General features: G+C 38.8%; 22 protein-coding genes. 8 read left to right on the forward strand and 14 right to left on the reverse strand.

Annotated elements, in window-relative coordinates; all coding sequences use genetic code 11:
* Window positions 1-28 precede the first annotated feature (28 nt).
* Window positions 29-886 (forward strand): EamA family transporter, encoded by an 858-nt coding sequence (locus NE363_RS07285; protein ID WP_445536149.1) that lies wholly within the window; start codon window positions 29-31, stop codon window positions 884-886.
* Between the two features lie 37 nt (window positions 887-923).
* Here the strand turns inward: NE363_RS07285 and nfsB are convergent, their stop codons facing one another.
* Entirely contained in the window at window positions 924-1577 is a 654-nt protein-coding gene (gene nfsB / locus NE363_RS07290; protein ID WP_039255256.1) for an oxygen-insensitive NAD(P)H nitroreductase, read from the reverse strand.
* Window positions 1578-1716: 139 nt separating this feature from the next.
* Here nfsB and NE363_RS07295 point away from each other — a divergent pair, with 139 nt between their 5' ends.
* Window positions 1717-1935, forward strand: a complete 219-nt coding sequence (locus tag NE363_RS07295) for a hypothetical protein (protein WP_077169307.1) — start codon at window positions 1717-1719, stop codon at window positions 1933-1935.
* A 7-nt stretch (window positions 1936-1942) separates the two neighbouring features.
* Here NE363_RS07295 and NE363_RS07300 read toward each other — a convergent pair whose 3' ends face one another.
* The gene (locus NE363_RS07300; protein ID WP_348885086.1) at window positions 1943-2662 is read right to left on the reverse strand and encodes a UDP-2,3-diacylglucosamine diphosphatase; all 720 of its coding nucleotides are present in this window, start codon (window positions 2660-2662) and stop codon (window positions 1943-1945) included.
* Window positions 2663-2677: 15 nt separating this feature from the next.
* Window positions 2678-3187: a peptidylprolyl isomerase gene (locus tag NE363_RS07305; RefSeq protein ID WP_004700945.1), complete on the reverse strand. Its 510-nt coding sequence runs from the start codon at window positions 3185-3187 to the stop codon at window positions 2678-2680.
* Window positions 3188-3355: 168 nt separating this feature from the next.
* Here NE363_RS07305 and NE363_RS07310 point away from each other — a divergent pair, with 168 nt between their 5' ends.
* Window positions 3356-5083, forward strand: a complete 1728-nt coding sequence (locus tag NE363_RS07310; protein ID WP_445536150.1) for a glutamine--tRNA ligase/YqeY domain fusion protein — start codon at window positions 3356-3358, stop codon at window positions 5081-5083.
* A 306-nt stretch (window positions 5084-5389) separates the two neighbouring features.
* Here NE363_RS07310 and NE363_RS07315 read toward each other — a convergent pair whose 3' ends face one another.
* From NE363_RS07315 to exaC, 6 genes are all read right to left on the reverse strand, one after another.
* A complete protein-coding gene (locus NE363_RS07315; RefSeq protein WP_081409826.1) occupies window positions 5390-5503 on the reverse strand; it encodes a hypothetical protein in 114 nt (37 codons plus the stop codon).
* Between the two features lie 159 nt (window positions 5504-5662).
* Entirely contained in the window at window positions 5663-6385 is a 723-nt protein-coding gene (locus NE363_RS07320) for a glutamine amidotransferase (RefSeq protein ID WP_445536151.1), read from the reverse strand.
* 165 nt (window positions 6386-6550) lie between these two features.
* Complete coding sequence (gene eutC / locus NE363_RS07325) at window positions 6551-7366, reverse strand: ethanolamine ammonia-lyase subunit EutC (RefSeq protein WP_348900372.1); 816 nt, start codon at window positions 7364-7366, stop codon at window positions 6551-6553.
* Between the two features lie 10 nt (window positions 7367-7376).
* Window positions 7377-8762: an ethanolamine ammonia-lyase subunit EutB gene (locus NE363_RS07330; protein ID WP_445536152.1), complete on the reverse strand. Its 1386-nt coding sequence runs from the start codon at window positions 8760-8762 to the stop codon at window positions 7377-7379.
* 14 nt (window positions 8763-8776) lie between these two features.
* Window positions 8777-10213 carry an ethanolamine permease gene (eat, locus tag NE363_RS07335; RefSeq protein WP_445536153.1) on the reverse strand — a complete coding sequence of 479 codons (1437 nt, stop codon included), beginning with the start codon at window positions 10211-10213 and terminating at the stop codon, window positions 8777-8779.
* A gap of 220 nt (window positions 10214-10433) precedes the next feature.
* A complete protein-coding gene (gene exaC / locus NE363_RS07340; protein WP_004643247.1) occupies window positions 10434-11945 on the reverse strand; it encodes an acetaldehyde dehydrogenase ExaC in 1512 nt (503 codons plus the stop codon).
* A gap of 142 nt (window positions 11946-12087) precedes the next feature.
* Here exaC and NE363_RS07345 point away from each other — a divergent pair, with 142 nt between their 5' ends.
* On the forward strand, window positions 12088-13278 hold the full coding sequence (locus NE363_RS07345; protein ID WP_151683429.1) for a helix-turn-helix domain-containing protein: 1191 nt from the start codon (window positions 12088-12090) through the stop codon (window positions 13276-13278).
* Here the strand turns inward: NE363_RS07345 and NE363_RS07350 are convergent.
* The gene (locus tag NE363_RS07350; RefSeq protein ID WP_445536154.1) at window positions 13275-14243 is read right to left on the reverse strand and encodes an alpha/beta hydrolase; all 969 of its coding nucleotides are present in this window, start codon (window positions 14241-14243) and stop codon (window positions 13275-13277) included. The two genes, NE363_RS07345 and NE363_RS07350, sit on opposite strands and share 4 nt — an antisense overlap.
* Before the next feature lie 195 nt (window positions 14244-14438).
* Window positions 14439-15611 carry an iron-dependent methanol dehydrogenase gene (gene mdh, locus NE363_RS07355; RefSeq protein WP_445536155.1) on the reverse strand — a complete coding sequence of 391 codons (1173 nt, stop codon included), beginning with the start codon at window positions 15609-15611 and terminating at the stop codon, window positions 14439-14441.
* Between the two features lie 230 nt (window positions 15612-15841).
* On the opposite strand from mdh, the gene NE363_RS07360 reads away from it, so the two are divergent.
* The 3 genes from NE363_RS07360 to NE363_RS07370 all read left to right on the forward strand — a co-directional run bounded on the left by NE363_RS07360 (window position 15842) and on the right by NE363_RS07370 (window position 18890).
* Window positions 15842-17554, forward strand: coding sequence for an AAA family ATPase (locus NE363_RS07360; RefSeq protein WP_445536156.1), 1713 nt, complete (start codon window positions 15842-15844; stop codon window positions 17552-17554).
* Between the two features lie 43 nt (window positions 17555-17597).
* The gene (locus tag NE363_RS07365) at window positions 17598-17957 is read left to right on the forward strand and encodes a 5-carboxymethyl-2-hydroxymuconate Delta-isomerase (RefSeq protein ID WP_445536157.1); all 360 of its coding nucleotides are present in this window, start codon (window positions 17598-17600) and stop codon (window positions 17955-17957) included.
* Between the two features lie 81 nt (window positions 17958-18038).
* Complete coding sequence (locus tag NE363_RS07370) at window positions 18039-18890, forward strand: AraC family transcriptional regulator (RefSeq protein WP_445536363.1); 852 nt, start codon at window positions 18039-18041, stop codon at window positions 18888-18890.
* A 29-nt stretch (window positions 18891-18919) separates the two neighbouring features.
* Here NE363_RS07370 and thiM read toward each other — a convergent pair whose 3' ends face one another.
* The 3 genes from thiM to NE363_RS07385 all read right to left on the reverse strand — a co-directional run bounded on the left by thiM (window position 18920) and on the right by NE363_RS07385 (window position 21346).
* Window positions 18920-19747, reverse strand: a complete 828-nt coding sequence (gene thiM / locus NE363_RS07375) for a hydroxyethylthiazole kinase (protein WP_445536158.1) — start codon at window positions 19745-19747, stop codon at window positions 18920-18922.
* A gap of 32 nt (window positions 19748-19779) precedes the next feature.
* The gene (locus NE363_RS07380; RefSeq protein ID WP_025465696.1) at window positions 19780-20937 is read right to left on the reverse strand and encodes a hypothetical protein; all 1158 of its coding nucleotides are present in this window, start codon (window positions 20935-20937) and stop codon (window positions 19780-19782) included.
* A 151-nt stretch (window positions 20938-21088) separates the two neighbouring features.
* Window positions 21089-21346 (reverse strand): hypothetical protein, encoded by a 258-nt coding sequence (locus NE363_RS07385; RefSeq protein ID WP_039251716.1) that lies wholly within the window; start codon window positions 21344-21346, stop codon window positions 21089-21091.
* A 319-nt stretch (window positions 21347-21665) separates the two neighbouring features.
* Between NE363_RS07385 and pepN the strand changes: the two genes are divergently transcribed.
* Window positions 21666-24272, forward strand: coding sequence for an aminopeptidase N (gene pepN, locus NE363_RS07390; RefSeq protein WP_445536159.1), 2607 nt, complete (start codon window positions 21666-21668; stop codon window positions 24270-24272).
* The last annotated feature ends 434 nt before the right edge of the window (window positions 24273-24706 follow it).

Raw genomic sequence — 24706 nt, forward strand, 5'->3', positions numbered from 1 at the left:
TTTTGGTTAATTAATAGGTTCTTTGCGAATGATATTAATATTTGCTGCAGCACTGTGCAGTGTTTTGGTTTCCGTGCTGCTCAAAAATTTAAAGAAAAAGGGATACCAGCCCATGCAGATGATCGCATGGAATTATGCAAGTGCAAGCTTGTTATGCTATTGGTGGTTTAAGCCAGATATACAGCATATATCTACACAAAACACGCCTTGGTGGCTAATTTTTGTATTAGGGATCATTCTACCAAGTATTTTTTTGTGTCTTGCAAAATCATTAGAATATGCTGGTATTGTCAAAACTGAAATCGCTCAGCGGCTATCTGTAGTACTTTCTTTGTTAGCAGCTTATTTCTTTTTTCATGAACAGTTTAGTTCTCTTAAATTATTGGGAATAGGTTTAGGAATTTTTGCTGTTTTTTTAATTGTATTTGGACAGTTCAATGGTTCTTCAGGCCAGCAGACAAAAAAAGCAATTTTTGCTTTAATGAGTGTTTGGTTTGGTTATGCAGCAGTAGATATCTTATTAAAATATACGAGTAGTTTAGGATTACAGTTTACGTTAACTTTGAATCTAATTTTTATAACATCTTTTGTCTTATCAATTATTTATTTATTTTTCCAAAAAAAGTCAGCATGGAATTTTAAAAACACACTGGCTGGATTGTTACTTGGAGTTCTGAATTTTTCAAACATAGCTCTATATGTTAAAGCACATATTTTACTTAAAGACTCTCCAGCTATTGTCTTTGCAAGCATGAATATTTTGGTCGTATTGCTTGGCATCGTTTGTGGTGTAGTTTTATATAAAGAAAAATTAAAACTGCCAACCATGTTAGGAACAATTTTAGGAATAAGTGGTCTAGTATGTTTAGCACTTACTATGAAATAGGAGTCCAAAAGAAAGTTCTTTTGAACTCTACTAACTTTTATAAGTGAGTAAAAATCACTTCGTCAGGTAGGCGAGATTTTGGGAGCTTGGCATTAAAATCATTTTCGCTTCTATAGCCAAGTGAGACAATGACTGAACTTCGTAAGCCCTTTTCTTTTAGACCAAATTCTTCATTTAAGATATCTTCGTCAAAACCACCCATGGGTGTTGCGTCAATTCCTTCTAATCCAGCTGCAAAAAGTAGTTGCCCTAAAGCAATAAAGGTTTGATTTTCCATCCAACCAAATAAGTTCTTCTGCTCATTGCGATAAAACTCAACATAGCCATGGCGAGTATCTTTTTGGCCGAGTTTTGCTTTTTCATCTTTGAATCGGCCACTTAAATCATCTTGTTCAAGTAACTGGTTTAAAAACTCAGGTGAAATATCTGTTCTTGTACAAAATACGAGTGTATGTGATGACTCAAGGACTTTTGGCGCATTGTATGCATAGCGACCTGTTAAAGCCTTAGCAATACGTTCTTTAGCCGCAGGATTGTCAGCAACTAAAAAATGCCAAGGTTGGATATTTACTGAAGAGGGTGTAAAGCGTAAGATTTCTAGTAATTTATCGAATTTTTCTTGAGGAATCTTCTTCTCAGGATCATAGGCTTTTGTGGTGTAGCGACTTTTAACCGTATTTAATATATCCATACTTTACTCCATATCAATCATATTACAATGGAAGGGCTTTAATCATTGGCATCATACGCGATTTTATAGAAAAACATCTGCATTTTAATGTGATAAATAAATATAATACTTATATAGATTTTTTACTAATTTATTGAAAATGTTTGAATTAATATCAATTAATCGAAAAAGTAAACTGCGAGAAATTAGAATTGTTAAAGCTTTTCTAATTTTTGCATTTGTATTGTGCATTTTAATTCTATATATCGAATATCAAAAGTACGGACATATAAACTGGAAATTTGTATTCATTACCTGTCTATGTATGATCTGGGATTTCGATTTAAATAAACAAGCTAGACATTTGAAAAATAAATAATTATTAATTAATAATACCAATGAGTTAGTTTAATTTGTTTCATATGTGAAGAGGGATCAATTTCTAAAATTTTTGCATGATCTTCACGCCAGTCACCTAGTACAATTCTTTGTTTTTGTTGTATCTCATGAATTGCGGGACGGTGAGTATGACCATGAATAAGTGCATCAACATTTTCTAAAGCAGCAATTACGGCCTGTTCATTCACATCCATAATCTCGTAACTTTTTTGTTGTTTGTCTGAATGACTTCTTTTGCGGAAACCATTGACAAGTTTCGTGCGGAAACTTAGAGGTGTTCGTCGTAAAAAAGCGACTAAAAGCGGGTTTCGAATAATTTTTCTAAATCTTTGGTAAGAAATATCATCTGTACACAACGCATCACCATGTTCTAGGCGATATTGCTGTCCTGAAATATTAAGATAATACGTATCTGGTAATAACACACCATTAAACTTATTCAGGAAAACCTGATTTAGAGCAAAGTCACGATTACCGACTTGAAAGTATACTCGATTACCTTTTTGATTAAATGCTTTTAAAGCTTCGACAATTTCATCGAGCCAAGGGGCTGAATAATCGTCACCAATCCAAGCGTTAAACCAGTCACCTAAAATGTAAAGCTGTGTTTGCTTATTTTGATAATGTATCAACAAATCTAAAAACCCTCGAACGAGTCGAGGGTGTTCAGGTGACAAATGTAAATCTGAAATAAACAGATAGGTCACAGCTTATTCCTAAAATTATTCAGAAATAATTTTAGCAGATTCGATAACAACGTTTTCTAAAGGAACGTCAGCGTGATAACCACGGTTACCTGTACGTACACCTTTGATTGCTTCTACAACGTCCATACCTTCAACAACTTTACCAAATACAGCATAACCCCAACCTTGAGCAGTTTTTGAAGTATGGTTCAAGAAAGAGTTATTTTTTACGTTAATGAAGAATTGTGCTGAAGCAGAGTGAGGCGCTTGAGTACGTGCCATAGCAATTGTACCAACATCATTGCTTAAGCCGTTGTCAGCTTCGTTTTCAATCGCATCGCGAGTTGCTTTTTCTTTGAAGTTTTCATCCATCCCGCCGCCTTGGATCATGAAACCATCAATGACACGGTGGAAAATAACGCCGTCATAAAAACCGTCACGTACGTATTCTAAAAAGTTTGCTACTGTTTTTGGTGCTTTTTCAGTATTTAGTTCAAGAACAATACGACCTTTATTGGTGTTTAATTCGACTTGAGGAAAACTCATTACATTAATCTCCTAAACATGGGCTTATGACCATGGGTTTTTTGGTTGAGAGAAGCATAAGCAAACTGTAAACTACAAGGCAAGTAAAAAACGTTAAAATCTTTGTGAAAAATGAAGATAGCGTTTATTTTTTCGAAATTTTATCTACAAAGAAGTGATTGATACACTATGAAGCCTAATGATGTTGTCTCGAACCTGCCAAACAACCCGACACCGAATACTCATGCCTCTGTCGATTCTGCGCAGCAAGAACAACAGGCTGGATTAGATTTTGTTCGCCAAGTCATTACTGATGATTTGGCTGCCGGACGTGCAAAACAAATCGTAACGCGTTTTCCGCCAGAACCAAATGGTTATTTACATATTGGTCACGTAAAAGCAATCTGTCTAAACTTTGGTGTTGCTGAAGAGTTTAATGGCCTTTGTAATTTACGGTTTGACGACACAAACCCAGATGCAGAAGAACAAGAATATGTTGATGGTATTGCCAATGACGTGAAATGGCTTGGTTTTAACTGGAATGGTGAACCACGCTATGCATCGGGTTATTTTGATCAATTATATGCATGGGCTGTTCAACTCATTGAGCAAGACGATGCTTATGTTGATTTACAATCTCCAGAAGAAATTAAGTTAAACCGCGGTAGTTTTGTTGAGCCGGGTAAAAACTCACCATACCGTGATGCATCTGTTGAAGAGAACCTCGCGCGTTTTGAAAAAATGCGCAGTGGCGAATTTAAAGAGGGTGAAGCTGTTTTACGTGCCAAAATTGATATGGCAAGTCCAAACGTACACATGCGTGACCCAATTTTATACCGTGTATTGCATTCAGAACATCACCAAACAGGTGATAAATGGAAAATCTATCCAATGTATGACTATGCTCATCCATTGTCTGATGCGATCGAGGGGATTACTCATTCGCTTTGTACATTAGAGTTCCAAGATCACCGTCCGTTTTATGACTGGATTGTAGAAAAGGTAAAATCTCAAGCGGTTCCACATCAATATGAATCTTCACGCTTAAATGTGGACTACACCATTACATCAAAACGTAAATTACGTAAATTGGTGGAAGGTGGTCATGTGAATGGTTGGGATGACCCGCGTATGCCGACTGTAGTGGGTATGCGTCGTCGTGGTTTCACACCAGAAGGCTTACGTGAGTTTTGTAAGCGTGTAGGTGTATCAAAAACTGACGGTATTGTTGATGTTGCAATGCTTGAGTTCTGTATTCGTCAATCTTTGGAAAATACAGCTGCGCGTGGAATGGCTGTTTTAAGTCCACTTAAAGTGACTTTAACTAATTTACCAGAAGATATGGATCTTACACATGCTCGCCATCCTAACGTAGATATGGGTGACCGTGTGATTCCTTTAACTAAGGAAATCTATATTGACCGCAAAGACTTTGAAGAAGTGCCTCCTAAAGGCTTTAAGCGCTTAACAACTGATGGTGAAGTGCGTTTACGCCATGCATACGTCATCAAGTGTGATGAAGTTATTAAGGATGCAAATGGTGAAGTGGTTGAGTTGAAGTGTTCAATTGATCCTGAAACTTTAGGTAAGAACCCTGAAGGCCGTAAAGTAAAAGGCGTAATTCACTGGGTATCTGCGACAAAAGGTATTCCTGCTGAGGTGCGTATTTATGATCGTTTATTTACTGAAGCAGCACCTGATGCAGATGATGACTTCTTGGCAAACCTTAATCCAGAATCGTTGAAAGTGGTACAGGCTGTGATTGAGCCTGCTTTAGCTCAAGCGAGTCCTGAAGATCGTTTCCAATTTGAACGTGAAGGTTATTTTGTTGCAGATCAACACGATCACACTCCTGAAAAACCAGTCTTTAACCGCGTTCTTGATTTGAAGGACAGCTTCAAACCTGAGAAAAAGTAAGAGATTGCTTATCTCTTACTTTTTCGCAAGACGAACAACATGTTGTGAGTAGATAGTCGAGATTGCTTATCTCTTACTTTTTCGCAAGACGAACAACATGTTGTGAGTAGATAGTCGAGATTGCTTATCTCTTACTTTTTCGCAAGACGAGCCACATGTTGTGAGTAGAGAGCAGAGATTGATTATCTCTTACTTTTTTGCAAGACGAACAGCATGTTTTGAGTAAATAGCATTTATAAAAAAGCCCAACTAAGTTGGGCTTTTTTATAAATGCTTTCTTACAGATATTATGCTTTGGCAAATAAGTTAAGCCGGATTAACCACATAGAAATAAAGAACAATAATTATAAGAAGAAGCGATGCTAGCAATAAATATGTGTTCACTGTATTAAAGCTTTTAATAAATTTCAGGATTTCCATAATAAATCAGCGTTTATTTTATGTTACAAAGTTAATAAATTAATAATACACGGAAATTAATTATAAAGGTTCCCAAAAACAGATTAATAATCCATCTCTGGGTGAAAAATAAGCATTTGGCTTTATGGATATACTTTAACTAATATATTGAATTAAAAATTAGCCACTATATCCAATGCGTTTAAGGAATTTTTGAATAACCTCAAATGCAGCATGTTCAAGTGCAGATGCATATTCTATATTTTGCTCGCGCAATTTAGAAATAGAAATTCCAGCATTACGAAGTTCACATGTATGGCCAATAAGCCATTTTTCAAAATGTTCTTCAGTAGTTTCAATATGGAACTGCAACGCGAGAATATTATTGCCAACTTCAAATGCCTGATTGGTATAAATATCTGAGCTAGCCAAAAGGGCAGCATTTTCAGGAAGATCGAAAGTATCACCATGCCAATGTAGGACATGAACATTATTAAGTAAAGCAGATAATACCTGATTAGGACGTAAACTTAAGCTGAGTGGACTCCAACCGATTTCTTTTTGATGACCTGCATATACTTTGGCACCAAGTGCATGAGCAATTAACTGTGCACCCAAACAAATACCAAGTGTGGGTTTATCCGCTGCTAAACGTTGTTTAAGTAAAGTAATTTCATCTTTTAAAAATGGATAATCTTCAGTTTCATAAACTCCGATTGGACCACCTAAAATAATAGTTAATCCATCGTGTGCAAAAGCAGCAGTTAAATTATCTACACCCGCTTCAAAATAACGGACGCGGAAGCCAAGTTGATAAAAGACATCTTCTAATGAACCTAAGTCTTCGAAAGCAAGATGCTGAATGGCATAAATAGTTTTTGGGAAGGCGTTTGTTGTGTTCATACAAATGATTCATAGAAGATCAATAGGTGGAGTATAGCGATAAATATAAAGAAGAAAATATCTGTATAAATCGTCAATACCTGAAAATTGATATTTTTCGTTAAGATAATGTTGTTATGCAAACGATTACCTATTTTGAGTGAATCTGTTTGCATATTCCATCTTTTAAAATAATAGCTTTTGAGTTGTCTCAAGGCCTATATCTGCAAGTTGATGCTCATCTTTTAAATTAACACCTGAAAAGCCAAGTTGTTTTGATTTTTTCATGAGTGCGATTAACCGTTGTACTGCAACAGGAATACTTAAGCCTGCTGAGCGTACATTGGAAATACAGTTTCGTTTTGCATCAAGACAGCCTGAATATGCATTCCATGTGTAGTAAATTCCCATACTATCAGGAGAGCTTAAACCTGGACGTTCTCCAATAAGCATCACTAGCATGGGTGCTTTAAAGATTTCAGCAACCTCATCACCTAAAGCAACCCGACTGCCTGTTGCCAGTGCAATGGGTGCAAGAGTCCAGTTTTCTTGCTGAACTTGTTCACTTAGCGCGGTAATGAATGGAATAGCATTCGCTTCAATTGCTCTTGCCGAGAGTCCATCACCGACCACAATACAAACATCATATTGTTGCGGATTTTCTGCATACTTCTTAATTAAGGCCTCTTTTGATAGGTTTGAAAGCTGACGTCCTAAATCTGGACGTTTAAGATAGATTTCCTTATTAGGGGCGTTGCTTTGGACATGAAGACTTTGCAGCTGCCTTGGCGCTAATTGTTCAGATAAATAGGAAACATCCATGTCTTGATAAACCGCATCTTTTGCTTGCGCATGAGACAACTGGAACTCAAGTAAGGCTTGTGTGGGGATGCTACAACCCGCACGGCCCAGAGCAATACGGGCATCAGTAAACTGTTTAAGTTTTTCCCACTGGTCTTGGTGGGTAGAAGATGGATATTGAATATCACGGTTCAGTTTCATGGCGTTCTCCCTAGTTCATGAGCAGACGAGAGAATTGGTCAGGCATGTGGTCTGCCCAACAAATTTGAGAGTTTTGCTGTTTAAAAATACCTTGTTGTTCAAGCCAAGCTGAAAACTCAGGAGCGGGTTTTAAACCGAGGAGTTGTCTTAAATAGAGGGCATCATGGAACGAGGTCGTTTGATAATTGAGCATGACATCATCTGAACCTGGAATTCCCATAATGAAGTTAATGCCCGCAGCGCCAAACAGAGTAAGTAGAACATCCATATCATTTTGGTCAGCATCGGCATGGTTGGTGTAACAAATGTCGCAGCCCATTGGCACACCAAGTAACTTGCCGCAGAAGTGGTCTTCTAGTCCTGCGCGTATAATTTGTTTACCGTTAAAAAGATATTCGGGACCAATAAAGCCAACGACTGTATTCACTAAAAGCGGATTGTATTTACGAGCTACTGCATAAGCACGCGTTTCTAATGTTTGCTGATCAACGCCGTGATGAGCATTGCTGGATAAGGCGCTGCCTTGACCCGTTTCAAAGTACATAACATTTTGTCCAATAGTTCCGCGGTTGAGTGCGAGTGTGGCTTCATATCCTTCTTGTAGTAAATCGAGTGAAATTCCAAATCCTTCGTTTGCCAGCTGGGTACCAGCGATTGATTGAAACATTAAATCAATAGGCACATTTTTTTCAGCAAGCTGAATGCCTGAGCTGATATGGGTAAGTACACAAGATTGCGTCGGAATTTGATATTCCTGAATCACATGATCAAGTAATTTCAGTAGCTCTGATAAATTATGCAGATTATCTGTGGCGGGGTTAATGCCAATTACTGCATCACCATTGCCATACATCAAACCATCTAAAATACTCGCAGAAATACCGAGTACATCATCGGTCGGATGGTTCGGTTGTAAACGGGTAGAAAGATGGCCTTTTAAACCAATCGTGTTACGAAATTGGGTAACCACTTCACATTTGCTGGCGACATAAATCAAATCTTGATTGCGCATAATTTTGCTGACAGCAGCCACCATTTCTGGAGTTAAACCCGATGCTAATGCTTTTAAGCTTTGAGCAGTGGCTTCTTCTCCAAGTAGCCAATTTCGGAAATCACCTACTGTAAAGTGTGAAATAGGGGCAAAGGCAGCCAGATCATGTTCATCAATAATTAGTCGTGTAATTTCATCAGTTTCGTAATCGACTACAACTTCATTCAAAAAGGTTTTAAGCGGTACATCGGCCAAAGTCATTTGTGCCGCAACATGTTCGGTTGCGTCTCTGGCCGCTACACCTGCTAATTCATCGCCAGAACGTAACGGCGTTGCTTTTGCCATCAAGGTCTTCAAGTCAGCAAAGTGATACTGTTGATTGGCGACAATATTGCGATAACTCATAGTTGCATCCTTTTTTATAGTTCTTGTTCTGCGGCTTTAATATTTGCAAACTCTTCTTCTGGTGTACCTTTAACTAAATGATAACGGCTATAGAATAAAAAGTAAGCAATAAATACGACATAAATAGCGGCAGCAATAAACCAAACTTTTGGATTAACAACAAAGCCTGCAATTACAGCAGCGACTGCTAGAACTAAGGCAATACTTGAAGTAACGATTCCTCCAGGAGTTTTATAAGGACGAGGCATGTCGGGTTTAGATAGGCGTAGTTTGATGTGGGATAAAAGAATCAACACATAAGAAATGGTTGCACCAAAAACCGCGATTAAAATCAGTGAATCGCCTTCTTTGGTGAGTGAAAGCAAGAACCCAATAATGCCCGGAATAATAATCGCAAGATAAGGGGCTTTATTTTTATTGGTTAAAGAGAGTGAAGTAGGTAAGTAACCAGCACGTGACAATGCAAAAATTTGACGTGAATAGGCATAGATAATTGAAAAGAAACTCGCGATTAAACCTGCTAGACCAACAAAATTAACAAAAGTCGCAAGCCAAGTGTTGGTGCCATAAACTTTAACCAAAGCATCTACGAGGGGAGCGCCAGAGTTTTGTAAAGTACTTGCACCCGCTGCACCTGCACCCAAGAATAAAATGAGCATGGCAAACGCCGTTAATATAAGCATTGCACCGATTAAACCGCGTGGGAGAGATTTGGCTGGATCTTTCGCTTCTTCGGCTGCTAATGGAACACCTTCAACTGCAAGGAAAAACCAGATTGCAAAAGGAACAGCGGCCCAGATGCCTAAATAGCCATGAGGTAGAAAACTGCTTGCGCCAATACCTGTTCCAACTGGAATATCAAATAAATTTTGTGCATTAAAGTGTGGAATCATTGCCCCAATAAACACGACCAGAGCAACTGCTGCGACAAGTGTAATCGCAAACATGATTTTTAAAGCTTCGCCGGCACCTTTCAGATGTATGCCCATAAAAATGGCGTAGCAGGCGAGATAAATCATCCAGCCATTTATGCCAAATAAAGATTCGCAATAACCACCAATAAATACGGCAATCGCCGCAGGAGCAATTGCGTATTCAATTAAAATGGCTGTTCCTGTTAAATAGCCTCCAAAAGGGCCAAAGGCAGCACGTGCAAAACTATAACCGCCACCTGCTGTAGGCATCATGGTGGACATTTCCGACATAGAAAGACACAGACATAAGTACATAAGCGCAGCGAGTGCAGTGGCAATAAACATTCCGCCCCAACCACCTTGAGCAATACCAAAGTTCCAGCCAGCAAAATCACCCGATATCACATAAGCTACGCCTAAACCAATCAGGAGTAACCAACCAACCGTACCTTGTTTGAGTTGACGCTGAGCAAAATATTCTGCTGATGAGACTTCTGTGCTTGAAGAAATGACGGAAGCTGTTTCTGGTTGATTCATACAATACTCCTGCGAGTGGATTTGTATGAATCAATGCAAAAGCAATGCCTAAATGAAGCTCTTCAGAGAGTAGATGGAGCTTTTTTATTCTAAATGATAAAAATTCAAGCTTAACAACCGTAAATAAAGAAGCCAGCAATCTAAATTACTGGCTTCTTATATAATTAGTCATCTTACTTCTTTCTAGTGTTGATAGTTTGGTATCAACTTGGTGCGAAACTTAGAAGAAGCCCATTGGTTTAGTTGAATAACTCACCAACAAGTTTTTAGTTTGTTGATAATGATCTAGCATCATCTTATGGTTTTCGCGGCCAATACCAGACTTCTTGTAACCACCAAATGCAGCATGTGCAGGGTAGATGTTGTAGCAGTTTGTCCAAACACGGCCAGCTTCAATAGCACGACCAGCACGATAAGAAATGTGAGCTGAACGTGACCATACACCTGCACCTAAACCATACATGGTGTCATTGGCAATTTTAATTGCATCGTCAAAGTCTTTGAACGTTGTCACAGCAAGTACAGGTCCAAAAATTTCTTCTTGGAAAACTTGCATGCCATTGTGACCTTTAAAAATAGTCGGATCGACATAGTAACCATCGCCTACTTCTTTACGGCCGCTACCACCAAGTAAGAGTTCTGCACCTTCTTCACGACCAGTGTTAATACAACGTAAGATTTTCTCTTGTTGTTGTAGAGATGCTTGAGCACCAATCATGGTTTCGGTATCGAGAGGATGACCAGTTTTAATACGTTTTACACGCTCTACAGCCAACTCCAAGAACTGATCAGCAATACTTTCTTGTACTAAAGCACGAGAAGGGCAAGTACATACTTCACCTTGGTTCAAGGCAAACATCGCAAAACCTTCAAGTGTTTTTTCTAAGAAATCATCTTCTTTATCCATGATGTCTTCAAAGAAAAGGTTTGGTGACTTACCACCAAGTTCTAATGTCACTGGAATAATATTTTCGGTCGCATATTGCATCACCATCTGTCCAGTTTGAGTGGAACCTGTGAACGCGATTTTTGCAATACGTGGGTTTGTCGCTAAAGGACGGCCGACTTCTGAACCGAAACCATTGACAATATTAAGTACACCCGGCGGTAAAATGTCTTGGATCAGTTCAGCAACCAGTAAAATACCTACTGGTGTTTGTTCTGCTGGTTTAATCACGACACAGTTACCAGCCGCTAGAGCAGGAGCAAGTTTCCATGCTGCCATTAAAATTGGGAAGTTCCATGGAATGATTTGGCCAACCACACCTAATGGCTCATGGAAATGGTAGGCAATGGTATCTTCATCAATTTCAGAGATGCCGCCTTCTTGAGCACGAATACAACCTGCGAAATAACGGAAATGGTCAATCGCAAGTGGAAGGTCTGCTGCTAAAGTTTCACGAACCGCTTTACCGTTATCCCAAGTTTCTGCGACAGCAAGCATTTCAAGATTTGCTTCTAAACGATCAGCAATTTTTAAAAGTATATTAGAGCGTACCGTTGGTGAGGCTTTATTCCATGTAGCTTTCGCTTTATGTGCTGCATCTAGAGCAAGTTCGATATCTTCGGCACTAGAGCGTGGAATACGTGTGAAAGCTTTTCCATCAACAGGAGATACATTATCAAAATATGCACCTTTTACAGGTGCAACCCATTCACCGCCAATAAAATTTTCATATTGTGATTTAAATTGAACTTTTGAGCCTGGTTGATTTGGATCGATATAGCGCATATAAATATTCCTTTGCTTTTTAGGACTAAAGACTAACAAGAACCCTGTCAGTAGGTACTTTCGTACTTTGTATAATTAGGATATAAAGAAGAAGGTTGGAGAAAGGTTGGAATAGAAATGTGGATATATAAGGAATTTACAAATGTTCACAAAAAAGGATTTATTGCAGCAACGGACGTTGATTGATCAACTGCGCACGCAAAATAGTCTCTCTCCTCAGAATGCTGCCAAACTCGGCCAAAGTATTGCAAGCTCGTGGGAGCGATCAGCTTCTGCTGCGATTCCTAAAGAACGTTTTGCTGCTCCATTAGTCGAGAAAAAAACTGCTTCACAAAACGCTTTAGATATGGCTTTAAGTCAGTGTGCCGATGATTTACGTCATATTGCTGAACAATCCTCAATGGTAATTGCCGTTGGTGACATTGGTAGTACGATCATTTGGACGGCAACAAGTGCTCAAATGCAAAGTGCAGCTGAGCGTGTTCACTTTGTACAAGGTGGGCAATGGCGTGAAGAATTTGTGGGCACCAATGCCTTAGCGTTATCTTTAAAAACTCAACAATCAAGCTGTGTTTTTTCAAACGAACATTACATGGAATCGATTCATGATTGGGTGTGTTATGCTGCGCCGATTATCGATCCATACTCAAAACAAACTCTAGGGGTTGTTGATTTATCAACCACTTGGAAGAATCATAATAGTTTAGGAATATTGGCTGCTGAACGTTGTGCATCCATTATTCAATCCGCTTTGCTAGAGCAGCAGCGCCAGCAATTACATATTCGTGCTTTTTCGACACCACAAGTTAAATTTAATGGCAAAAGTCTGTTATTAACACCGCGTCAAATTGAAATTTTGACGATATTGGCCTTATGTCCACATGGCTTAACTTTAGAGCATCTTTATCAGGCGCTCTATGGCGAACGTAAAGTCAGTATGGGGACGCTTAAAGCTGAAATGTCTCAACTTCGAGATATTTTGGGTGGTTTACTTGGATCTCGGCCATATCGTTTGCTTGTACATGTTGAAGCCGATTTTTTACAAGCTGAACAAGCACTGGATGCGGGATATGCGGCTTCTGCTTTGCAGCTTTACACAGGTGTTTTTCTGGCAAAAACGGAAAGCCCGTTTTTATGTGCATGGCGTGACTGCCTTGAATCGCGCTTGAGCGATGCAATTTTTAAAACTCAAGAAACAGATTTATTACTTAAGCATTTAGCTCATTTCCCTGAAGCAATTGATGCGGTAGAACGTCTTATGGAGTTAGTACCGAGTGAACATCCCGCGCATCAACTGCTGGTGAAATACCTTGACTCACCGAAACTCAGTTAAGTGATTTTTTGATCTAGCCACTGGAACAATTGTTGATAGACTTGTTCCCGTACTGGCTGGCCTGAAAGCACTAAGTCATGCAATCCATTGTGAATAGAAACCACAGAGACATCGCCTTTCATTTTTTTACCAAATTTGGCAATGTCTTTAACATCTAAAATGATATCGCTTTGAGTCGCATCTGGTCCCCATTTTTTAGGGTTTTTAGTTTGGTGCGAATGCATAATCAGTGCGGGAACATTCAGTTTAACTCCGCGATGTATTTCTTTTTGTGCTGTATGAATCGCATGTAGAAAACTGAGTTGAACCGTAGGGGCAGAGGTAGGTTTCCAGTCCAGATTAAAGTCCCATTCGCCCTTGAGCTGTTTGTGAAGACTCGCGGTGTACCATTTGTTCAGTTGGCTTGGGAATTTAACTTTAGGTAGATATTTTCCTACTCGACTGAGTACTGGAATACCAAACTTCTTTTCGACCAAGCTTAAATTAAAGTCATAAAATGGACTATTCGTCCATAGCGCTTTAATAAGAGGATGGTTCGGGTGATGGGCAGCATAAAGCGTTGCTGTCAAACCGCCAGTCGAATGGCCTGCAAGCAATACTTGTGTGTGCTGTTCTTTAGCAATGATATCTAATGCTTGAGTAATTTCGGCATCGTATTCACTTAAATCAAGCACATTATAGAAGATTTGATGGGGTAGCTTGGAACGACCATATTTTCTTAAATCCAAGGCATAGAAGTCGTAACCATGTGCATTGAATTGTTCAGCCATTTCAGTTTGAAAGAAATAATCTAAAAAACCATGAATATACAGCACAGCTTTTTGAGTAGATTGAGCGGCCTTTTTACGTACTAAGGTAGCTACAACTTTACCTTCATAATCATCGGGAAAGTTTAGTGTGAGCTGTTCGTAGCCAGTACCTAAAATATCTGGAACATAATTTTGAGTAGCTGAGGATGTATTCATTTTTATCGAGCTATTGTAATTAAGACATGCTGAGTATCCTTCAATGAAATGGGCGAATTGTCAATCAGGTTTAGAGGTTGGATTGGAATAGAGGTTTAAAAAAAGGGAATACCGCTGGAGCTAAGTATTCCCCAAAAAGTAAGTCAACGGTCGGAGGGGTTTGACTTACTAGAGGGATGTGCCATTACATCAAGATTAAAGTGCTGCTTTGAAAATCTCCACAACTTGTGCATGATTTGCTTTACGTGGATTGGTCAGCATACACGCATCTTTTTGAGCATTATCGGCCATAACTGCAAGGTCTTCAGTTTTTACGCCTAGCTCTGTTAATCCAGATGGAATACCAATGGATGAAGACAGTTTACGAATGGCATCAATTGCAGCATATGCAGCTTCCATCACCGTCAGTTCATGAGTTTTTACACCCATTAAATCTGCGATTTTTGCGTAGCGATCTGGACAAGCAATTAAGTTAAATTCGCACACGTGTGGTAACAAGATTGCGTTACATACGCCGTGAGGTAGGTTATAGAAACCGCCCAATTGATGCGCCATTGCATGTACATAGCCTAGAGATGCATTGTTAAATGCCATACCAGCCAAGTACTGTGCATAGCTCATTGCATCACGTGCTTCGATATTTTCACCGTTTGCTACAGCAGGTTGTAGCCATTGGCTAATCATCGTAATTGCTTTTTCTGCACACGCATCAGTAATTGGGTTTGCTGCCGTAGAAACATATGCTTCAACTGCATGGGTTAACGCATCCATACCTGTTGCAGCGGTTAAACCAGCCGGTTTTGCAATCATGAGTTTCGGGTCGTCAATTGCAATGAGAGGAGTACAACGCCAGTCAACAATTGCCATTTTTACATGAGTGTCTGTATTGGTAATAATACAGAAACGAGTCATTTCAGATGCAGTACCAGCCGTTGTATTTACTGCAATCAGTGGTGTCATGGGCACTTTGCTTTTATCAATGCCCTCATAGTCACGAATATGACCACCGCCAGCAGTAACTAGGCCAATACCTTTTGCACAGTCGTGAGATGAACCGCCACCTAGAGAGACAATAAAGTCACAGCCATTGTCGTTATAGGCTTTCACGCCATTGTGAACATTAATATCGGTTGGGTTCGGTTCTGCACCCGGGAAAATATGGCTCGAAACGCCTGCTTCGGTTAAATAGTTTGCGATAAGGTCTGCAACGCCAAATTTAAATAAGCCTTCATCGGTCACAATTAATGCTTTTTTTGCGCCGAGGTTTTGTGCCTTCGTACCAATTTCTTTAGCACATCCTGGTCCAAAGAGTGATACGCAAGGAATATAAAAACCGTTTGTTTGATCTGCAATATTTTTAAAAGCCATGGAGTGATTCCTTTTTCCATAAATCCATTGTTTGTTATTACAGGTGAGCCTCACCATGGGCTTAGTATTGTGATCTGAAGATTATTTTCCTACCTACCAAAAACCTACCAAATATTACTTGGGATTTAATTATTGATTTTTAATGACTTTATATAAAATTTGGCGCATTCATTTAATTTTTTCGGGAAAATCGTTAAGCTATGGGCTGTTGAAGATGTACATATGAGATTATGAAACAGGAAACTGCGCTTAAACTGCTCAAAGCAGGTGAAAATGTTTTTTTAACCGGTTCGGCTGGTGCAGGGAAAACCTATACACTCAATCAGTACATCCAATATCTAAAAGCACGTAAAGTGCCTGTGGCTATTACCGCATCTACAGGTATTGCGGCAACGCATATGAACGGCATGACCATTCATACGTGGGCGGGCATCGGTATTAAAGATCAGTTAACTGACGATGACCTAAAACGTATGAAAGAGCGTAAATATCTCAAGGAACACCTTGAAAATGCGCAAGTTCTCGTTATCGATGAAATCTCAATGTTGCATGCAAAGCAGCTCAATCTGGTCAATCAAGTCCTAAAATATTTTAAAGAAAGTGATGAGGCATTTGGTGGCATTCAAGTCATTGTGGCTGGAGATTTCTTCCAGTTACCACCTGTAGGACGTAATGGTGAAGCCAATCGCGACAAGTTTTGTTTTATGTCAGATGCATGGGTCGAAGCCAAATTTCGCGTATGTTATTTAACAGAACAACACCGTCAAGACGATGAAATTCTGAATCAGATTTTAAATGCGATCCGTGCGCAAAATATTCAAGCAGATCATTTACACGCATTACGTCAATCACGCTCGCATGATATTGGTGAGACCTTTACTCGTCTTTATACGCACAATATGGATGTCGACAATATTAATTATCAGCATTTAAATGAAATTGATAATGAAGGGCATCAATTCAATGCCGTTTTAGATGGTAATGAGAAACTGGTAGAAACTTTAAAATCCTCGGTACGCGCACCAGAAGAACTCACACTGAAAAAGCATGCCAAAGTTATGTTTGTCAAAAACAACTTTGATATGGGATATATCAATGGAAGCTTGGGTGAAGTTATCGGCTTTGAAGAAGATGACGAAAATGGCTTACTGCCGAAAGTAAAACTAACCGATGGCACGACATTGCTCGTTGCCCCTGAAACATGGTCAGTTGAAAATGAAGCAGGCAAAGTGATTGCAAGTTTTCAGCAAATTCCACTTCGTTTAGCGTGGGCGATTACTATTCATAAAAGCCAAGGCATGACTTTGGAAGCTGCAGAAATTAACCTCATGAACACCTTTGAAAAAGGTCAGGGTTATGTTGCGCTTTCGCGCTTAAAATCTTTAACTGGATTAAAGTTATTAGGTATTAATGAACAAGCTTTAGAGTTAGATAGTTTAGCGGTCAAAGCGGATCGCCGTTTTCAGGAGTTATCGGCTGAAGCCGAAGATAACTTTGCAGATGTAGATTTAACGGCTCAGCATAAAGCCTTTATTCGTCATTGTGGCGGCACCTTAAATGAAACTGAGATTTCTCGTAATGAGAAGAAACTCGCAAAAGGTGGCAAGCAAAATTACGCTACGGCAACGCTAGATGAAACACGTGCCTTGTTTGAAGAAGGCTACGAGATTGAAGACATCGCGCATGAACGTGGCCTGACACCAGCGACGATTATTAATCACTTGGCTCGACTTCATAAAGAACAAAAGCTGGATATTTCGGTTGCTCATCCTGGTGAAGAAGTGGTTGAAGAAGTCCGTAAAATTTACAAGAAGTTGAAAAAACGTCAGAATCCAGATCATTTTTCTGATGATGGTTCGATCAAACTAAGACCAATTGTTGAAGCAACTAGTCCTCGAATGGGATATGATCAGGTTCGATTAGCTTTATTATTTATTGAATAAAGTTTGATTGGCTTAATTACTTATTACATAACTTGAGGTGGCTATGCCGCACGTAGTAGTCGATTATTCAGAAAACTTAACTGGATTAAACGCAAAACAATTACTTGAAGAAATTAATACCACACTGATTGAGACAGAGTTATTTAGTCCAGAAGACATTAAAAGCCGTGCACGTAAAGATGATGTTTTCCTCATTGGCTTAGGAGCTGATCAAGCTTATATTCATGTAAAGGCGTATATTTTGTCGGGAAGAAAGGCTGAACAAAAACAGCTTATGGGTGAGCAGTTATTAGCGGCGCTTAGCAACAAAAAATATTTACAACAAGAGTTTAATAAAGAAATTCAATTGTGCGTTGAGCTTGTCGATATGCCAAGAGAAGATTATTTCAAGCAAGTTGTATAACTATAAAAAGCGCAATTTCGATCAAGAATAGAGATCAGCACTATGTAAAAGTAGTGCTATCGAATGAACAGACATAAATGTATGGCTGTATATACACAAAAGCTGCAACTGGTTTGCGACTATATTCAAAGACATTTAGATGAAGATTTAGATGTTGATCGATTGAGCCAGATTGCAGCCTTATCTAAGTTTCATTTTCATCGTATTTTTGCCATTCATATTGGCTTAAATGTGATGAAGTTTATTCAACTTTCTCGTTTGAAGCGGGCCTCTTTTCAATTGGCTTTTGAACCCCATCTCAAGATTATTGAGATTGCATTACAAGCAGGGTTTGACAGTCCCGAGGCATTTACTCGTGCATTTAAACGTTCATTTGATCAAACTCCTCGGGCTTTTAGAGATAAACCAGACTGGGAATCTTGGCACCAGAAGTTTGTTTTTACACTTCCAAAAAGTGAGCTAAAAATGAATGTAAATATTGTTGAGCGACCTGCTGAAAAGATTGCCTATCTATCGCATTTAGGAAGTCCCGATAAAATCTTGGAAACAGCTGCGCAGTTTATTGCTTGGCGCAAAGAAACTGGCTTATCGCCTGTAACAAAGTCTAGAACTTATGGTATTCCATTTGCTGACCCCGATCAGACACCAGCTGACGAGTTTCGGTTTGATATAGCAGGTTCAATTGAAAAGGCTGTACCTGAAAATAGTTATGGCGTGCAGACAGGTGAAATTCCTGCGGGGCGCTATGCAACCGTAAGACATTTGGGTAGCCATGACCAGATTAAAGATAGCGTGTATTACATCTTTAGAAACTGGTTACCTGAGCAACCAGAAGAAGCAGGGGAATATCCAGTTTTCTTTCACTATCACAACTTTGTGCATGATGTGAAAGAGTGTGACCTTATTACAGATATCTACTTACTTTTAAAATAAGAGTACTAGGATAAAGGCATAACTTGCGGTTATGCCTTTAAACCTAATAGCTTTATATTCGCATATTGTTCAATCAGGTTGTCATCTAGCATATGGATATAATCCATAAAGATGCTACTAAAGCTTCCCATGGTTTGCGCTTGATTTGCTGCAAGTTTACCTGCAATTGCAAAATGAACATGAGCTGAAAGAGCAGCAATGGTTGGTGTTGTCACAGCGCTATATGCGCCAATTAACGCACCTAAAGCACAGCCTGTTGCAGTAATTTTTGGTTGTAAAGGACTTCCGCCGTTTACTTGAATCACTGCATCTATTTCATGAGACAATATATAGTCTGACTCGCCAGAAATAGCGATACAGCTTGCATGTGTTAAGAGAGGAAAAGCTTGTTGATAGGCTTGATCACTACTTAGAGTGCTATCAACACCTTTAGATTGAACCTGATTGCCTGCAAGGGTACTGATTTCTGAGGCATTACCACGAATAACGCTTGGCTTGAACTGTAAAAGCTCGTCTGTCATTTGACTACGCCAAGCTAAAATTGGGCCGTAACCGACTGGATCAAGTACCCAAGGAATATTGTTAAGCTGTGCTGTTTTGGCAGAGATTTGCATGGCTTGCATTTGCTCTGAAGTAGGTGTCCCCAAATTAATGCTTAAAGCCGATGAAATTTTGGTAAAACTTTCTGCTTCATAAGGATTATCAATCATCGCAGGTGAAGCACCAGAAGCCAGTAACACATTGGCTGTGTAGTTGGCTGCAACGCTATTGGTAATGCATTGTACAAGAGGCGTTTGTGCCTGCATGTTTTGCCAAGCTTCAATCACCTGTTCTATGAGGTTTGATGTTGAAGTCATCTGATTATCCTTATAAGCCAGAGATAACGAATTTAACGGGTAAAGTAGTGATCTTGATGCTTACATCTTTCGCAAATCAAAGAAACATAATCTGCTGCATCATAATCAACACTTAAATCATTTGAACCACAATGCATACAACGTTTAACCGAGTAAAAGTTTAACCGAGGTTCAATTTTTCGCCATGCTTTCCATACAGGTTGTACAAAAATGTGTTCGTCATAACCTAAAAAGCGGTTAAACAAAATGTGGCTCATTTTACTGTAAGGGATATTGTAAGGGCGTGGCAACATTGAAGTTTCCCACTTTTCAGCTAAAGCCCGTTCCCGATATTGCTCTAAAGTTTTCTTTAATAAATTGGTATTAATAAACTTTTCATTACGTGGCTGTAGCGCCTTTTGTTTATAAAGATATTCGAGTGCAGTTTGAATCAAATAATAAATTTGACCAATGGCCAATGAGTCCATTAAACGATAGCAAAAAGTTTGAAAGTTAGAGCTACCCGCAATTTGAATACCCCATGTTCGGCAATAGAACTGAGTAAACTGAATAATTTCTTGATAGAGCACTTGAAAAAGGACGTCTTTCACTTCATCGGCACTACGAAATGGAATACCAAGACTTAAGTTTTCATAGAACCAATGACGTAGTTGTTGGGCTACACTGTATAAGCTTGGGTCACTATAGCCATCTAGGCGAATGTTTAAATAAAAGCACTGTGGTTCGTCAGATTGATCCTGTGCATTTAAAATCCCATCTTTATGAAGCTGTTTAATGAGATGGTTTTGGAACATCCAGTTGGGTGTAATAGGTTGATATTTTATTTGGTCCCAGTGAATATATTCGTCATGCGCAACATCGTCACGTGCATAATCATCGAGCAAGCTAAGCAGAAAAAGTTTATTTAAAAAACTAAGTTGCTCCAGACTGCGTTGAGGTTGATCTTTTGACTTAAACTGGCGTTGTTCTTGTAGGCGGGTTTGCTGTAAAAGTTTCTTTCTTTGTTTAGTGCATTGGTCACAGTGGCACGTCATTTTTGTGTCTTTAAATACACGGTGCTGGCAATGACTGCATTCATGGAACTGAATGTCTTGCTCAAATTGTTCGGCATCTACCCAATACATTGAAGCTTGGCAGAGTGGGCAATGGCTACTTTCATCTAGCTGTTTCTGTAGAATTTGTAAGGCCATTTCGCTCCGAACACTTAAATCAATCATGATTGACCTATTATACACAGCCGCATTGCCGATAGCTGAGATTGTATTTTTGTTTGGTGCAAAAATAGAAAACCTAAAATCTTTATTTTGACTTTAGGTTTTCATAAGAGATTAAAAGTTAAGATTAAACAGGGCACGGCAAGCTCTCATCATGTTGTCCAAGTTTTTTAGCATTAATAAGCGCCTGTACTTTTTTACTTGGTAATTTCACTTTACCTAATGCGTCATAAGTATTAACGATAGTTGTTACCTCCTGAGCAGTTATTGAAATACCTTCAGCAGTTAAAAACACGGCAATCACATGATGGTCGAGTCCCGCTGCATCTAGATCATGAATAGCTTTAATATTTTCTAAACGATGTAAATAAGTTTTTAATTCCATAGTAGCTACCTCTTGTTCTGATCGAAATACTTATACTGGTATATGAGCTAAGGCAAGAACCATGCCTAAAATGTAAGCAGCTCCTAAAAAATGTTAAAAGCGAAAGGAGTTTTATTTTTATTGTATAGATTGATTATATAAACAACGATTATCGTAATTTTGGTCTAATCTGTGCTAATAAAACCAGATTCTAATTTGAAATGTATAAATCAAGTCCCATTAATTTTATTAAGGTAAGCAAACATAGTATGTATGAATGTGTATGATCAAGTTCATAAAATTCGTACTACGGTTTTCGAAAAGTATATAAGGAATAAAGATGAATATTGCGGCACAGCCTCCCGTTCAGGCAGATCAAACAGTTTATTTAAAAGATTATCAAAAACCTTCGTTCTTGGTTGAATCCATTAATCTTGATATTCAAGTCTATGACGATAAAACAATTGTTGATTCAACTTTAGTCATGAAGCGTCAAACTGCTGGAGACTTGGTGCTGTTAGGCCGTGACCTTGAGTTGCAATCTATTCAGCTCAATGGTCAAGAGCTTACTCCTGCACAATATTTACTCGATAGTGAACAATTGGTGATCACTAACGCACCAGATGAAGTCATTTTACAGACTCAAGTGATTATTCATCCGGAAACCAACACTCAGCTTGAAGGTTTATATAAAGCAGGCGATTTATTTGTTACGCAAAACGAGCCTGAAGGCTTCCGCAAAATTACCTTCTATCCAGACCGTCCAGACGTACTTTCAGTCTTTACGACTCGTGTAGAAGCAGACAAAAAATACCCAGTATTACTTGCCAATGGTAACTTGCTTGAAACAGGTGAAGCGGGTGAAAACCGCCACTTTGCAATCTGGCAAGACCCAACTAAAAAGCCAAGCTATTTGTTCGCTTGTGTTATTGGTGACTTAGCTGTACTGAAAGATCGCTATACGACTTCTGAAGGACGTGATGTTGCTTTAGAAATCTATGCCATTGAGAAAGACATTCCAAAATGCCATATCGCAATGGAAGCTTTAAAGCATTCAATGCGTTGGGATGAAGAACACTACGGCCGTGCGTATGACCTCGACAACTATATGATTGTTGCGGTAAGCCAGTTCAACATGGGTGCAATGGAAAATAAAGGTTTAAACATCTTTAATACCTCATGTGTACTTGCCGATGAAGAATACACAACTGACGCTGCGATTATGCGTGTACAGTCGGTGATTGCCCATGAGTATTTCCACAACTGGACAGGGAACCGTATTACTTGCCGTGACTGGTTCCAACTATGTTTAAAAGAAGGTTTAACGGTATTCCGCGATCAGTCTTTCTCGGAAGATTTACAATCTGCTGCGGTTCAACGTATTGATGACGTTGCTGTACTTAAATCACACCAGTTCCCTGAAGACGCAGGTCCTTTGTCGCATCCACCACGTCCAGACCACTTTGTAGAAATTAATAACTTCTATACAGCGACAGTCTATGAAAAAGGTGCGGAAATTAACCGCATGATGTCGACCTTACTTGGTAAAGAAAAATACCGTAAGGGAACAGACGAATACTTCCGCCGTCATGACGGACAAGCCGTAACTGTAGAAGACTGGGTTGCTGCATTATCAGCAGGTTCGGGTGTCGATTTATCTGCATTTTTAACTTGGTATAACCAACCGGGTACACCAAAGCTTGAAGCAAAAGGTGAGTACGATGCAGCAGCACAAACTTACCGTTTAAGCTTTAAACAAAGCCTAAAAGCACATCCTAAATATCCAAATTTAAAAGCTGTTCCGATTCCTGTGGCTTTAGCGCTATTTAATGCTAAAACAGGCGAGCAATATACATTGCACAGTGACAGCTTATTCGTAAATGATGTTAAAGATGGCGTGTACTTGTTTGACCTAGACGAGGCAACCATTGAGTTTACAGGTGTGACTGAACAGCCAGTTGTGTCGTTACTCCGTAATTTCTCTGCACCTGTAAATCTTGTATTTGACTATACCAATGCAGAATTAGCTTTCTTAATTCAACATGAAACAAATGGCTTTAACCAATGGCAAGCAACGCAAACCTTGCTTGAGCGTATTTTGTTAGAAGACCATTCTGCCGATGCGTATATTCAAGCTATTCAGAGCACTTTGCCTGAGTTAGTTGGCCGCGACCCACTTTTAGCATCACGTTTGTTTGATGTACCAAGTGAAGGTTATTTAGGTAGTCGCATCGATCAGAACTATGCACCAGCCGATGTTCATGTAAAACGTGAGGCCTTGCTGAATCGATTAGCACAAGAGTTAGGTTCATTCTGGAAAGATACTTACCTTACCCTTGACCCAGACCAGCAAAAAGAATTTTCTTTAGCGATGGGTGTACGTGCATTAAAAAATATCATGCTGATGATGATGGCTCGTCAGGGCGACCAAACTGCATTTGAATTAGCACATGTGCAATATCAAAACACAGGCAATATGTCTGAACGTTTAGGTGCCTTACGTGTATTGGTTTGGCAAAATGCACCTCAGGCTCAAGATGCCCTAGCTGATTTCTATGACCGCTTTAAAGATGAAGCATTGTCTTTAGACCAATGGTTTATGATTCAGGCAGCAAATCCAAATGCTACTGTTGAGACGATTGAATATCTCACTCAACATCCTGATTATGACCTCACGACGCCAAACCGTATTCGAGCCGTAAGTGGGGGCTTGTCAAATAATCCTGAAAATACTTGGGGCTTTGGTGTAGCGCACTTTATTAATCTTGCACAATATCTTGATGAGAAGAACCCGATTTTAGGTTCACGCCTATTACAGGTATTGTCACGTTGGTACACACTTGCAGAGCCTCAGCGTACTCAAGTACAACAAGCTTTAGAGGCATTGCAGCCTAAAGTGAAATCTAAAAACGTTTCTGAAACTTTAAATAGTATGTTAAGCGTTTAATTATTTAAATATACTTAATAAAGGCCTCGTATGAGGCCTTTATTTTTACCCTTATTTTATATTTCTTTAAATTATGTCCTTTATTAATTTATATTAAATGTATTTTTTAAATATATTAAAGAATAAATCAATTTAATTTTAAGTTGAAGTATTGCATAAAAAAGCTATTTTTTGTGATTAATTACCGAAAATTAAAAAATGACACATTTACTTAAATTTTTATCAATAAATTTTTTGATAGAATGGTTAAATTAATTTAAATCAAATGCTTATAATTTGTTAATGTTGATTTTTATATTTATGGAGTAACTTTAAGTAACTATATTTTATTAAATAGAAATAAAAATAATAACAAGTTTATGCATTTTAATTATTTTTATGTATGATATTTAAAATAGGATAAAAAATAAGCTTTAAAAGAGCAGTCAAATAAA

Source organism: Acinetobacter sp. G18, from assembly GCF_052660225.1.